The 12,456-nt window shown below is 67.5% G+C and carries 12 protein-coding genes; 5 read left to right on the forward strand and 7 right to left on the reverse strand.

The annotated features are described in order from the left end of the window. Positions 1–174: 174 nt before the first annotated feature. The 3 genes from AASM09_RS20515 to AASM09_RS20525 all read right to left on the reverse strand — a co-directional run bounded on the left by AASM09_RS20515 (position 175) and on the right by AASM09_RS20525 (position 3,350). Positions 175–774 (reverse strand): thioredoxin family protein, encoded by a 600-nt coding sequence (locus AASM09_RS20515; RefSeq protein ID WP_049428064.1) that lies wholly within the window; start codon positions 772–774, stop codon positions 175–177. 19 nt (positions 775–793) lie between these two features. Further along, a complete protein-coding gene (locus AASM09_RS20520; RefSeq protein ID WP_049428063.1) occupies positions 794–2,293 on the reverse strand; it encodes a peptide MFS transporter in 1,500 nt (499 codons plus the stop codon). 181 nt (positions 2,294–2,474) lie between these two features. Next, positions 2,475–3,350, reverse strand: a complete 876-nt coding sequence (locus AASM09_RS20525; protein WP_049428061.1) for a tryptophan 2,3-dioxygenase — start codon at positions 3,348–3,350, stop codon at positions 2,475–2,477. Positions 3,351–3,685: 335 nt separating this feature from the next. On the opposite strand from AASM09_RS20525, the gene pdhA reads away from it, so the two are divergent. The 4 genes from pdhA to AASM09_RS20545 are packed head-to-tail and all read left to right on the forward strand — an operon-like array spanning position 3,686 to position 7,568. Further along, positions 3,686–4,768 (forward strand): pyruvate dehydrogenase (acetyl-transferring) E1 component subunit alpha, encoded by a 1,083-nt coding sequence (gene pdhA / locus AASM09_RS20530; RefSeq protein ID WP_049428059.1) that lies wholly within the window; start codon positions 3,686–3,688, stop codon positions 4,766–4,768. Next, the gene (locus AASM09_RS20535; protein ID WP_019338598.1) at positions 4,761–5,828 is read left to right on the forward strand and encodes an alpha-ketoacid dehydrogenase subunit beta; all 1,068 of its coding nucleotides are present in this window, start codon (positions 4,761–4,763) and stop codon (positions 5,826–5,828) included. The genes pdhA and AASM09_RS20535 overlap by 8 nt, the downstream gene beginning before the upstream one ends. Position 5,829: 1 nt before the next feature. Beyond that, positions 5,830–6,183, forward strand: a complete 354-nt coding sequence (locus tag AASM09_RS20540; RefSeq protein WP_008265756.1) for an SH3 domain-containing protein — start codon at positions 5,830–5,832, stop codon at positions 6,181–6,183. Continuing rightward, a complete protein-coding gene (locus tag AASM09_RS20545) occupies positions 6,180–7,568 on the forward strand; it encodes a dihydrolipoamide acetyltransferase family protein (RefSeq protein WP_049428057.1) in 1,389 nt (462 codons plus the stop codon). The genes AASM09_RS20540 and AASM09_RS20545 overlap by 4 nt, the downstream gene beginning before the upstream one ends. Before the next feature lie 121 nt (positions 7,569–7,689). Here AASM09_RS20545 and AASM09_RS20550 read toward each other — a convergent pair whose 3' ends face one another. The 3 genes from AASM09_RS20550 to AASM09_RS20560 form a co-directional block, all read right to left on the reverse strand. Beyond that, a complete protein-coding gene (locus AASM09_RS20550) occupies positions 7,690–8,076 on the reverse strand; it encodes a VOC family protein (RefSeq protein WP_049428055.1) in 387 nt (128 codons plus the stop codon). Positions 8,077–8,293: 217 nt separating this feature from the next. Further along, a complete protein-coding gene (locus AASM09_RS20555; protein WP_049428053.1) occupies positions 8,294–9,001 on the reverse strand; it encodes a helix-turn-helix transcriptional regulator in 708 nt (235 codons plus the stop codon). Further along, positions 9,001–9,636 carry an NAD-dependent dehydratase gene (locus AASM09_RS20560; RefSeq protein WP_180849116.1) on the reverse strand — a complete coding sequence of 212 codons (636 nt, stop codon included), beginning with the start codon at positions 9,634–9,636 and terminating at the stop codon, positions 9,001–9,003. Before AASM09_RS20560 ends, AASM09_RS20555 begins: the two co-directional genes overlap by 1 nt. A gap of 105 nt (positions 9,637–9,741) precedes the next feature. On the opposite strand from AASM09_RS20560, the gene AASM09_RS20565 reads away from it, so the two are divergent. Further along, entirely contained in the window at positions 9,742–11,280 is a 1,539-nt protein-coding gene (locus AASM09_RS20565) for a GGDEF domain-containing protein (RefSeq protein WP_049428047.1), read from the forward strand. Between the two features lie 95 nt (positions 11,281–11,375). Here the strand turns inward: AASM09_RS20565 and AASM09_RS20570 are convergent, their stop codons facing one another. Then, complete coding sequence (locus tag AASM09_RS20570) at positions 11,376–12,302, reverse strand: DUF808 domain-containing protein (protein WP_049428046.1); 927 nt, start codon at positions 12,300–12,302, stop codon at positions 11,376–11,378. Positions 12,303–12,456 lie beyond the last annotated feature (154 nt).

Consider the following 12,456-nt stretch of genomic DNA (forward strand, 5'->3'; position numbering starts at 1 on the left):
TCCGGTAAGGGGCATCGACGGGATGTCGACTGAAGTCCTTGCCGGTAGCGGCGAGCGCGTAGCGAAATTGAGATGCTGATTCCGGGAATGTGACCGCACCCACAGTAGATCCACGCCATGCGTGGATGCGACCCGGTATCAGTGCCGAACAACCCTGCCGGCCAGCGGCCGGCACTACCGGTCAGGCGCCCATTGCTTCAGGAAGGCGCTCACCCGCGCAGGCTGGAATGCCTCGCCCCGGCGCAGCTCACCGGTGGCCTGCGAGACCAGCAGGCTTCCATCGGCATCGAGCACCAGCAGGCGTGGATAGTCGCGCTCCATCTCGGGGAACTGGGCGAAGAAGGCGGTGTTGGGCTGCTCGTCACTGGCGTTGACCTTTACCCACACGTAGTGGGCATCGCGGAAGCGGCGCAGGTCGCCGTTGCCTTCCACGATCTCATCCAGCGCATGGCAGCGGTCGCAGGCGGCATTGCCGACCTCCAGCAGGATGCGCTTCTTGCCGCGCTGGGCTTCCACCTTGGCGGTGGCCAGGTCATCGGCGGGGTCGCGGGCCGGGTCGAACTGCGCGCCGAGCCCGGCGATGGCGGCGATGTCCGCCGCCACCGGGGTGTTGCCCGAGGCCACCGGTTCGCTGGGGTCAGCGACCGGTGGCTCGGTGGGTCGGGTATCCAGGGGCTGCGTGGGCTCGGCGGCGGCAGGCGGTTGCGGTTGGGAACAGGCGCCGATCAGCGCCGCACAGACCACCACCACTGCTCCACCGAGCTTCATGCGCATGCCTTCTACCCTCTCATCGTTACTTGACGCCGTGCATCAGCTTGTTGATCAGCGGGGCGATCAGGAACAGCACCACGCCGGAGCCGATCAGGGCCCAGAACCCGAAGGTATACCCCTTCAGGGCCGACTCGACCGTCATGCCGCCTTCACCACTGACCACGCCGGCGAAGATGCCCGACAGGTTGTTGCCGATGCCGGTGGACAGGAACCAGCCGCCCATGCCGAAGCCGACCAGGCGTACCGGGGCCAGCTTGGTCACCATCGACAGGCCGATCGGCGACAGGCACAGCTCACCGACCGACTGGATGACGTAGACCATGAACAGGGTCCAGAACGGGATCTTGCCGTCCACGACCATCTGCGACAGGGCGAACATCAGCAGCGCGAAGGCGGCGCCGTTGAACAGCAGGCCCAGGCCGAACTTGCGCGGGATGGACGGATTGGCGCGGCCCATGGCCACCCAGATCCAGGCGATGATCGGCGCCAGGGTGATGATGGCCACCGAGTTGACCGACTGGAACCACGCGGTCGGGAAGGTCCAGTCACCGAACTGGCGGTTGACGATGTTCTCGGCCAGGAAGGTGAAGGAGCTGCCGGCTTGTTCGAAGAACATCCAGAACATCACGTTGAAGGCGAAGATGATCAGCATGGCGATCACGCGGTCGCGCTGCACCTTGCCCTCGCGGATGCCCTCCACGAGCAGCACCACGGCCAGCGCGGTGAACATCGCGCCCAGGATCCAGGCCAGCGCGGTAGCGCCGGTGGCCAGCAGGAAGTAGGCGATCGGAATGGCGACCACGGCACCGATCAGCACCATGATGATACGGCCGAAACCTTCAGCGCCGGCCGGCGGTGCACCGATGCCCTTCAGGCCGGCACGGCCGATGTAGAACCACACCAGCGAGATCAGCATGCCCACGCCCGAGGCGATGAACACGACCTTGTACGACGGCATTTCCGAGGTACCGAAGACCTTGCGGGCCAGGTACTCGGTCAGCACCGGGGCGATCATCGCGCCGATGTTGATGCCCATGTAGAAGATGGTGAAGCCCGAATCGCGGCGCTCGTCCTTCAGGCCGTACAGCTTGCCGACCATGGTCGAGATGTTCGGCTTGAACATGCCGTTGCCGACGATGATCGTGGCCAGGCCGAGCTTGAAGATGTGCTCCTGCGGCAGCGAGATCATGAACAGGCCGGCGGCCATGATGACCGCGCCGGTCAGGATCGAACGCTGGTAGCCCAGCACCCGGTCGGCCACGTAGCCACCGAAGATCGCCGCGGCGTACACCAGCGCCAGGTAGGCACCGTAGATGCGGCTGGCGTCGCCTTCACCGGCGGCGTTGCCGTTGTAGAACTGGGCGACGATGTACAGCACCAAGGCCCAGCGGATGCCGTAGAACGCAAAGCGCTCCCAGAACTCGGTCATGAACAGCATCCACAGTGGGCGCGGATGGCCCAGCGTGGTCTTGAAGTCCGGCAGGGCCGGCTCTGGGGTGTTCGCAGTGGCGTTTACGCTCATGCGGGTTTCCTGGTTCGGTGGATGACGAGCACGTCCGCTGTGCAGTTGGAGCAACGCGCGAGGATCACCGACTTCTGGCGTTCACGTCAAATACACGCCGTTTGAGGCAAGTGCCGGCCTGCTCGCTGAACTTGCATCTGAAACGATCCAGCCAATGGCCGCGGTCCAAGCTGAATACGGATCAGCCCTGCGCTGACGGGGGCCCGGCCTGCAGGCTGGTGCGCACCTGGAACAGCTCAGGGAAGAAGGTCAGTTCCAGCGCCTTGGCCAGGAAGCCCACCCCGGACGAGCCGCCGGTGCCGCGCTTGAAGCCGATCACCCGCATCACCGTGCGCATGTGGCGGAAGCGCCAGAGCTGGAAGGCGGTCTCCAGGTCCACCAGGTCCTCGCACAGCGAATACTCGCGCCAGTAGCGGTCGGTGTCCTGGTAGATGCGCTCGAAGACCGGCTGCAGTGCGTCGTCGGCCACGTGCGGCTGGGTCCAGTCGTGGTTTTCATACACAGCCGGTACGGCGTGGCCGAAGCGGGCCAGGTACTTCAGGAACTCCTCGTACAGGCTGGGCGCTTCCAGCACGGTGCGCAGCTGCGCCTGGCCCGCGGCGTCGTGCTCGAACACCTGCAGCATCTGCGCGTTCTTGTTGCCCAGCAGGAACTCGATGTAGCGGTACTGCAGCGACTGGAAACCCGACGAAGGGCCCAGCACGTCGCGGAAGCCCATGTACTCGGACGGGGTCAGCGTTTCCAGCACCGACCATTGCTCGGTGAGCTGGCGCAGCACCTGCTTGCTGCGCGCCAGCACCTTGCGGCACTGCCAGACTTCATCGCGCTGCAGGAAGCCGATTGCGGCACGCAGCTCGTGGCCCAGCAGCTTCAGCCACAGCTCCGAGGTCTGGTGCTGGATGATGAAGAGCATCTCGTCGTGGTGCGGCGGGTTGGACAGCGGCTGCTGCGCGCTGAGCAGCTGGTCCAGCCGCAGGTAGCCGCCGTAGGTCAGGCGCCCCTGCAGGTCGGTGTGGATGCCGGCTTCGAGATCGCGTTGGTTGTTGTCGACGGACATGGGTGCGGCCAGATCGGGGGCGGCAAGGGTAGCGCGTTGCCGCCGCGCTGGCAGCCGCCGGGTCCATACCGGGGCGTGCGGTTGGCCGTGGAGCATCGGCCGATGCCGGGCCTGCGCGTGGAACCCCACATGCCGTTGTACTGGCGGTCAGCCAGAGGCGTATTCTGATGCTTTGCAGCAACGACTGAATACGTTGTTGTTATTGGCCCCCCACCCGCCGGCAGGGGTAAAACGGGGAATCGCCGTGTTGCGGCGCAGGAAGGCTATTCCGTACGCGTTCCTTAACATGGCGATTCATATCATTTGTAACTTCTCTGTCGAAGGTGCAGTACGCAATGACGGTTGCCGCTGAATTCAAGATCGAATACCTGCAGTACCTGGACGCGGACGGCAAGCTCGTCCGCGATGACCTGCCCGCGTCGCTGCGCGACCCCAAGGTCCTGGTACCGCTGTTCAAGCAGATGCTGTACGTACGCACGTTCGACAGCAAATCCATCGCGCTGCAGCGCACCGGCAAGCTCGGCACCTATGCCGCCTGCCTGGGCCATGAAGCCGCGCACGTGGGCATCGGCGCTGCGATGCAGAAGGACGATGTGTTTGCACCGTCCTACCGCGAGTACGGCGCGATGTTCATGCGTGGCGTGCGTCCGCACGACGTGCTGATGTACTGGGGCGGCGACGAGCGCGGCAACGACTACGGCGGCAATGCGGCCAAGGACTTCCCGTTCTGCGTGCCGATCTCCACCCAGTGCCTGCATGCTGCAGGCGCCGCGCTGAAGTTCAAGCTCAACAAGGAACCGCAGATCGCCGTGGCGGTGTGCGGCGACGGCGGCAGCTCCAAGACCGACTTCTACGCAGCACTGAATTCGGCAGGCGCCTACAAGCTGCCGCTGATCCTGTGCATCGTCAACAACGGCTGGGCCATCTCGGTTCCGCGTTCGGCCCAGACCGGTGCCGAGACGCTGGCGCAGAAGGGGCTGGCCGGCGGCCTGCATTGCCTGCAGGTGGACGGCAACGACCTGATCGCGGTGCTGGCCGCCATGGAGCAGGCGCGCGAACGTGCGCTGGCCGGCGACGGGGGCACCGTGCTGGAACTGATGACCTACCGCCTGTCCGACCACACCACCGCCGATGACGCGCGCCGCTACCGCGACGACGCCGAAGTGAAGGATGCCTGGCAGCGCGAGCCGATGCTGCGCCTGCGCAAGTACCTGACCGCCGCCGGCGTGTGGAGCGAAGAAGAAGAAACCGCCTGGATCGCCGAGTGCGGCACGCGCGTGGACGAGGAAGTGAACCTGTACCTCAACACCCCGGTGCAGCCGGTCGAGGCGATGTTCGACTTCCTGTATGCCGATCCGCCGCCGGACCTGCTGGCCCAGCGTGCCCAGGCGATCGCCCTGGAGAAGCGCCATGGATGAGATCAAGAACGGCGCGCCCGGCGCGCACACCAACGCCGCCGACAGCGCTGCTGTCGCGCGCGGAGAAGAGAGCATGACCACCACGCCGATCACCCTCATCGAAGCCATCACCCAGGCGCTGGCCTGGGAGCTGGAGCACGACCCGTCGGTGCTGGTGCTGGGCGAGGACGTGGGCGTCAACGGCGGCGTGTTCCGCGCCACCGCCGGCCTGCAGCAGCGCTTCGGCTCCGAGCGCATCCTCGATACCCCGCTGGATGAAACCACCATCGCCGGCCTGACCATTGGCCTGGCCGCGCAGGGCATGAAGCCGGTGGCCGAAGCCCAGTTCGATGGCTTCATGTACCCGATGGTCGACCATATCGTCTGCCACGCCGCACGCCTGCGTTACCGCACCCGTGGCCGCCTGCACTGCCCGATGGTGCTGCGCGTGCCGTGGGGCGGCGGCATCCGCGCGCCGGAACACCACAGCGAAGCCAACGAGGCGATCTTCACCAACGTGCCGGGCCTGCGCGTGGTGCTGCCGTCCTCGCCGCAGCGTGCGTACGGCCTGCTGCTGGCCGCGATCCGCGAGCCGGATCCGGTGATCTACATGGAGCCCAAGCGCATCTATCGCCAGTACAAGGAGGTGGTCGTCAACGACGGCGAGGCCTTGCCGCTGGACGTCTGCTTCGTGCTGCGCGACGGTACCGACGTGACCCTGGTGACCTGGGGCGCGCAGGTGAAGGAAGCGCTGGAAGCGGCCGACAAGCTGGCCGGCGAAGGCATCAGTGCCGAAGTCATCGACGTGGCCACGCTGCGTCCGCTGGACTTCGCCACCATCGCCGAATCGGTGGCCAAGACCGGCCGCTGCGTGATCGTGCAGGAGGCCCCGAAGACCGCGGGCTTCGGCGCCGAGATCGCCGCGCGCCTGGCCGAGGAATCGATCTACGACCTGCTGGCCCCGGTCGAACGCGTTACTGGCTACGACACCCACATTCCGCTGTTCCGCCTGGAAATGAAGTACCTGCCGAGCGTTGAGCGGATCGTGGCTGCAGCCAAGCGCGCGGTGGCGGCCGGCTGACATGCGGGCCCGCCTTCTGGGGGCTTACCGCAGCCAGTATCCCAACCCGCTCCGGTTCCACACCGGCCAGATCGTCGAAGTAGGTGTCCGTGACGAGGAATGGCCGGCGTTTGCCTGGGTACGCACCAACGATGGGCGCGCTGGATGGGCGCCCGTCGCCTGGTTGCAGCTGCTGGACGAGGGTCGCGCCGAAGCACTGTGCGACTACGACGCCCGCGAGCTGGATGTGGAAAGCGGCGAGATGGTGAAGCTTCATCACGAACACGGTGGGTGGTGGTGGTCCGAGCGCGCCAATGGCGCGACGGGCTGGCTGCCGGCCCGCGAACTGGAACTGCTGGAAGAGAACTGCAAATGAGCCAGACCAAGAACTTCAACCTGCCCGACCTGGGCGAAGGCCTGCCGGACGCGACCATCGTCGAGTGGTTCGTCAAGGAAGGCGATGTGATCAAGCTGGACGAGCCGCTGGTCTCGATGGAGACCGCCAAGGCCGTGGTGGAAGTGCCCTCGCCGTTCTCCGGCAAGGTGCTGAAGCTGTCCGGCGGTGCCGGCGACATCATCCCGACCGGCTCGGTGCTGGCCAGCTTCGAACTGGACCCGAACCTGCCGCAACGCGCCGATGGCCAGGACACCGGCCACAGCCATGGCCATGCCGCACCGGCCGCTGCACCGACGCCGCCGCCGCTTCCCGCTGCCGCCGCACCGGTGGCCGCAGAAGAAGCCAAGCCCGCCGCAGCCGAGCGTGATGACGCCGGTACCGTGGTCGGCGCGATGCAGAGCTCCAATGCCGTGCATGCCGAACAGGCGCTGGCCGTCGGTGGCGTCAAGGCCGTGCCGGCGGTGCGTGCGATGGCGCGCAAGCTGGGCGTGGACCTGAGCCGCGTGCCAGCCACCGGCACCGATGGCGCCGTGACCATGGCCGACGTCAAGCAGGCCGCCGCCAATGGCACCGCCAAGCTCGGCGCCGCCCCGGCACCGGTCGCCGCCGCCGCGTATGCCGCACCGGCCCCGGCGCAGGTGTCTGCCCCGGTGCAGAGCGAAGCCCGCACCCCGCTGTCTGCCGCTGGCAAGCCGATGCGCACCCAGCCGCCGGGCGTGGTCGCCAAGGGCCAGCCGGAACCGCTGAAGGGCGTGCGCCGCAACATGGCGCGCGTCATGGCCGACGCGCACAGCAAGGTCGTGCCGACCACGCTGAACGACGACGCCGACATCCACGCCTGGCTGCCGGGCAACGACGTCACCGCGCGCCTGGTGCGTTCGATCGTGGTCGCCGCGCAGAAGGTGCCGGCGATGAACGCCTGGTTCGACGGTGAAGCGCTGACCCGCACCCTGCACGCGCAGGTGGACATCGGCATCGCCGTGGACACCGACGACGGCCTGTTCGTGCCGGCCCTGCGCAATGCCGACATGCTCGACGCACGCGGCATCCGTGAAGGCGTCAATCGCCTGCGCGAGCAGGTCGAATCGCGTTCGATCGCCGCCTCGGAACTGAGCGGCTACACCATCTCGCTGTCCAACTTCGGCATGTTCGCCGGCCGCTACGCGACCCCTGTCGTGGTACCGCCGTGCGTGGCCATCGTCGGTGCCGGCCGTGCCCGCCACCAGATGACTCCGGTGATGGGCGGCGTGGAAGCGCACAAGGTCATCCCGCTGTCGGTCACCTTCGACCATCGCGCGGCAACCGGCGGCGAAGCTGCACGCTTCCTGCGCGCGATGATGGACGACCTGGCGCTGGCCAGCTGATCCAGCTGATCGGTGGGTGCCAACCTTGGTTGGCACATGAGTTGGAGAAACGCCGGGCACTGCCCGGCGTTTTTTTTGTGCCCGCATCCATGCATGGCGTGGATCTACCAAATGCCTGCGATCAATCGCGAGCGACCATGCCCTCGGCGCGGCTGTAGACACGCAGGCGGTGCCCGTCAGGATCGGCACCGACGAAGGTGTAGCCAAACTCCAGCGTCACCGGCGCCTGCAGGATCTGCACGCCGAGTGCGTGCCACGCATCGTGCATCTGCTGCACGGCGTCGGGGTTGGCGACGACCATCGCCAGTTCGGCGGCACCGGCCTGCGTGGACACCGGCGGTTGCACGTCGTCGCGCTGCCACAGGCCCAGGGCAGCGCCATCGCCGAGCAGGAACAGGGCAAAGCCGGGCGACTGCTCGACCGGCGGTTTGCCGAGAATGCCGCTGTAGAAAGTGGCGCTGGCGGCGACGTCGCGCACGTACTGCAGCAGGGTGCTGGGCTTGAACATGGGGAAGCTCTGTTGTTGGGAGCGATCATGGTGGTATGGGCCTGCTGACAGATTCTGTCAGCAGATTCGACTGTCGGTGGATTCGTCTGTCGGTAGAGTCGACTGTCAGTCGACTGCTCTTCCTTCAGCGTGCTTGAAACCCCGCGCTGCGCGCGATAGTCGACTAACAGTCGACTCTACCCCGCCGCCCGCTCCCCGCTTCCCGCTGTTGCTGTGGTTATGAGCGATCCAGCCAGTCCGGTGCGATGCCCTGCGCTTTCTGCCAGCGTCGCAGCAGGGTGGCGCGTGGCACCAGGTAGTGATCCTCCAGCACGCGCACCTGACGGATGCGGTCGAGCCTGAAATGCCGGAAGTCCTCGCGACCTTCGCACCATGCCGCCAGCATCGGCACTTCATCGAAGTAACCCAGCGCGAACGGCCAGACGGTGCGCTCGGTACGCTGGCCCTGCGCGTCCTCGTAGCCGAACTTCAGGCGCTGCTGCGAACCGACAGCCTCTCGCACGGCCTGCAGACGAGCCGCGGGAACCTTGGCCGCGGCGCGCGACGGGCCCACGCGCAGGCCACTGTCACGCAGCGCTTCGCGCCGTGCTGCAGGCAACACATGGGCGATACGCGCCAGGGCATCACGGGCAGCCTCGGCCAGCGCAGGCTCGGTGCGCGCGGCGACCCAGCGCAGGCCCAGCACCAGCGCGTCGATCTCGGCCGGTGGCAGGGTCATGGGAGGCAAGGTATCGCTCGGCGCCAGCAGGTAGCCGACGCCGGCCTCGCCACGCAGGTCAGCGCCCTGCTCGCGCAGGGTCTCGATATCGCGGTACAGCGTGCGCAGGCTGATCCCCAGCGCGTCGGCGAGGGCCTGCCCGGCCACCGGACGTCGATGACGGCGCAGCAGCTGCAGCAACTGGGTCAGGCGCAGCGCACGTGACATCAGCCGACCAGCGCGCTCGATGCCACCACGTGCTCGCCCGGCTGCGGGGCCAACGCGGCCTCGACCAGCACCTTGGCGATTTCGGTAGCCGGATTGATCCGCCACGCCCGCGGCAACACCGGCCCCAGCGCGCCCAGCACCGTCAGCGCGAAACGCTCACCACGGCGCACCTCGTTGCGCTCGCCCCCGATCAACCCTGGGCGGACCAGGGTCAACGAATTGAAGCCCAGCGCGCGCAGGTCGCGCTCCAGCTCGCCCTTCACCCGGCTGTAGAAGATCGACGACTGCGGATCGGCACCGGCTGCGGAATTCAGCACATAGGCCTGCGCACCCTGCGCCTGCGCCAGGCGGGCGAACGCCAGTGGGTAGTCATGGTCGATGCGATGGAAGGCCTCGCGGCTGCCGGCCTGGGCAATGGTGCTGCCCAGCGCGCAGATGACCGCGTCCACGCGCGCCCACCCCGGTGCGGCCGGCAGCGCGTCGAAGGCCAGCACCGGGTTTTCCAGCGTCGCGCGGGTCAACGCCAGCGGGCGGCGGGTGGGTGCCACCACGGCGCTGCAGCGCGGGTCGTCCAGCAGCCGGGACAGGGTCAGCCCGCCGACAAGGCCGGTCGCCCCCAGCAACATCACGCGCATCACCACCTCCACTGCGGCATCCTGTCGCCCATCGTAGCCGTTCAAGCCATCGGCAGCCGCGCCGATATGCTGGAACCTGCCCCTGCCAGCCCCAGGATTTGCTCCATGACGGACCAGCCCGACCACCGCCCTGCCCCCGGTACTGCCCTTGGGCCGCCGGCACGCGTGCGTGCGGTGGTGGACGATGGGCTGGGTGACCGCGTGGTGCTGCAGGGCGGCGGTGGCGTGGCCCTGCAGCAACTGTTCGCAGGCGCCGACGCGCCGGAACCGCTGCTGGCGGCGTTCGCCAACGGCATGGCCACCCTGCCCGGCGAGCTGGGCGACATGGGCGACCGCCTGCAGTCGGCGCAGGCCAGCGCCGACTGGCCACGCTACGGCCGCGCGATGCGGCAGCTGATCGACAAGTACATCCGCACCATCGAGCAGCATTCCCCGCACGGGCAGCCGGAAAGCCTGCGCCTGTCCGAGCAGCTGCGGCTGCTGCTGGGTGGGGCGGTGGTAGCCCTGCTGCAGCACGACCCGGACCTGCGTGAGCAGGCACAGGCGCTGGCCATGCGCCTGCGCCAGTGGCAGCCGGGCACGGCACTGGAACCGATCGAACAGGGCGTGCGCGAGCTCGGCCACCAGGTCGGCGTGCGCGCCGAGAGCTGGCAGGAGCAGCAGGCACTGCTGCTGGAACTGTTCGCGCTGCTGCTGGAGAACGTGAGCGAGCTGCTGGACGACCGCAGCTGGCTGCAGGGCCAGATCGCCGCAGTACGCCAGCTGCTGGACGGGCCGTTGGAGGCCGAGGCCGTCGAGCGAACCCGCGCCGAGCTGCGCGAAGTGATCTACAAGCAGGGCCTGCTGCGCCAGGGCATCGATGATTCAAAGGCGGCCATGCGCGGGCTGATGGGCGAGTTCATCGAGCGCATGGATGGCATGGCCACCAGCACCGGTGAGTACCACGACCGCATCGGCAGTTACGCGCTGCAGCTGCGCGAGGCGCGCAGCATCGCCGACCTCAATCAGCTGCTGCAGGAGGTGATGCGCGACACCGGCAAGGTGCAGCAGCAGGCTGCACAGGCCCGCGATCACCTGGCCAATGCGCGGCAGGAAGTGGAACGTGCAGAGCAACGCATCGCCGAGCTTGAGCAGGAGCTGCGCGCCGCCGGTGACCTGGCACGCATCGATCCGTTGACCCAGGCACTGAACCGTCGCGGCCTGGACGAACTGCTGCAGCGCGAGCTGGCGCGCGCCGCGCGCAACAACTCGCCACTGGGCGTGGCGGTGATCGACCTGGATGATTTCCACCAGACCAACGACGCGCACGGGCATGCCGGTGGCGATGCGCTGCTGCAGCACCTGGTGTCCGTGTGCAAGCTGTTGCTGCGCGCCACCGACGGCATCGCTCGGCTGGGCGGCGACGAATTCGTACTGGTGCTGCCGGAAACCCAGGGCGCCGACAGCATGGCCACCGTGCAGCGCCTGCAGCGTTCGCTGGCACATCGCGTGCTGACCGTGCAGGACCAGCGCGTGCCGGTGCATTTCAGCGCTGGGCTGGCGCAATGGCAGCCCGGCGACGATACCGAGACCCTGCTGCGCCGCGCTGATGACGCGCTGTATGCCGCCAAGCGGCAGGGCAAGAACCGGGTGCAGGCGGGGTGATGATCCAGCGTGCGGATTCTGTAGCGCCCGAGCCCATGTTCGGGCGGCGGCGCGCAGCGCCGTAGAGCAGCCGAGCGTGGGCTCGGCTCTACATATTACTTACCGCGCAGCTTCTGGAACCCGGTCACCGCCGCCAGCACGATGGCGCCGGCGATGATGCCGACCACCATGTTGGCCGCAGCACTGATCAGCCAGCCCCACTGCCCTTCGCCGCCCAATGCCTGCACCGTGTGGTGCAGTGCCGGCACGTTGTGCACGAGGATGCCGCCGCCCACAAGGAACATGGCGATGGTGCCGGCCACTGACAGGAACTTCATCAGCCACGGTGCCGAGGCCACCAGGCCGCGACCAAAGGCGGCCACAGCCCCGCCCTTGCGCGAGAGATACAGGCCGACGTCATCAAGCTTCACGATGCCCGCGACCAGCCCATAGACGAAGACCGTCATCGCCAGTGCAACCACGGCCAGCGTGACCACCTGGTTGGTGAACGGCGCGGTGGCGACCACGCCCAGGGTCAGCACGATGATCTCGGCCGAGAGGATGAAGTCGGTGCGGATCGCGCCCTTCACCTTGTCCTTCTCCCACGCGACCATGTCCACCTGGGTATCGGCCAGCGCCTTGCGCCGCTCGGCCTGGCGCTCGGCATCGTCGTCGGACGAATGCAGGAAGCGATGTGCCAGCTTCTCAACGCCCTCAAAGCACAGGAACGCGCCACCGATCATCATCAGTGGCACGATCAGCGGCACGTTCCAGCCGCGGCTGTGCAGCCAGGCCTCCAGCGCGCTGATCGCCAGAGCCGCCGGCACCAGGATCACCTTGTTGACCAGCGAGCCCTTGGCCACCGCCCACACCACCGGCAGTTCGCGGTTGGCGTTGACCCCGGTGACCTGCTGCGCGTTCAGCGCCAGATCGTCGCCGAGTACACCAGCGGTCTTCTTCGCCGCGACCTTGGTCAGGACCGAGACATCGTCGAGGAGGGTGGCGATATCGTCGAGCAGGGCGAACAGGCTGGCACCGGCCATGGGGCGTCCAAGAAAGGGAATGGGCGGATTCTGACCGATTCGGCGTTGACTGCGGAAGAGATCGGGTTCACCACGTGACGACCCCGGCCCGGCCAGACTGGAGCGTGATCCCGTTTCGCCGGGCATGGCCCGGCGCTACCGGCCGTCGTCTGAA

The sequence above is a fragment of the Stenotrophomonas maltophilia genome, assembly GCF_039555535.1.
GTDB lineage: Bacteria > Pseudomonadota > Gammaproteobacteria > Xanthomonadales > Xanthomonadaceae > Stenotrophomonas > Stenotrophomonas maltophilia_Q.

What these genes read in the sequence shown, in the direction of transcription:
- AASM09_RS20550 (WP_049428055.1), bottom strand. Translation starts at nt 8,076, where the DNA reads ATGTTCAAGCCCAGCACCCTGCTGCAGTACGTGCGCGACGTCGCCGCC.
- AASM09_RS20570 (WP_049428046.1), bottom strand. Translation starts at nt 12,302, where the DNA reads ATGGCCGGTGCCAGCCTGTTCGCCCTGCTCGACGATATCGCCACCCTC.
- AASM09_RS20565 (WP_049428047.1), top strand. Translation starts at nt 9,742, where the DNA reads ATGACGGACCAGCCCGACCACCGCCCTGCCCCCGGTACTGCCCTTGGG.
- AASM09_RS20515 (WP_049428064.1), bottom strand. Translation starts at nt 774, where the DNA reads ATGCGCATGAAGCTCGGTGGAGCAGTGGTGGTGGTCTGTGCGGCGCTG.
- AASM09_RS20520 (WP_049428063.1), bottom strand. Translation starts at nt 2,293, where the DNA reads ATGAGCGTAAACGCCACTGCGAACACCCCAGAGCCGGCCCTGCCGGAC.
- AASM09_RS20555 (WP_049428053.1), bottom strand. Translation starts at nt 9,001, where the DNA reads ATGTCACGTGCGCTGCGCCTGACCCAGTTGCTGCAGCTGCTGCGCCGT.
- AASM09_RS20535 (WP_019338598.1), top strand. Translation starts at nt 4,761, where the DNA reads ATGGATGAGATCAAGAACGGCGCGCCCGGCGCGCACACCAACGCCGCC.
- AASM09_RS20560 (WP_180849116.1), bottom strand. Translation starts at nt 9,636, where the DNA reads ATGCGCGTGATGTTGCTGGGGGCGACCGGCCTTGTCGGCGGGCTGACC.
- AASM09_RS20540 (WP_008265756.1), top strand. Translation starts at nt 5,830, where the DNA reads ATGCGGGCCCGCCTTCTGGGGGCTTACCGCAGCCAGTATCCCAACCCG.
- AASM09_RS20525 (WP_049428061.1), bottom strand. Translation starts at nt 3,350, where the DNA reads ATGTCCGTCGACAACAACCAACGCGATCTCGAAGCCGGCATCCACACC.
- AASM09_RS20545 (WP_049428057.1), top strand. Translation starts at nt 6,180, where the DNA reads ATGAGCCAGACCAAGAACTTCAACCTGCCCGACCTGGGCGAAGGCCTG.
- pdhA (WP_049428059.1), top strand. Translation starts at nt 3,686, where the DNA reads ATGACGGTTGCCGCTGAATTCAAGATCGAATACCTGCAGTACCTGGAC.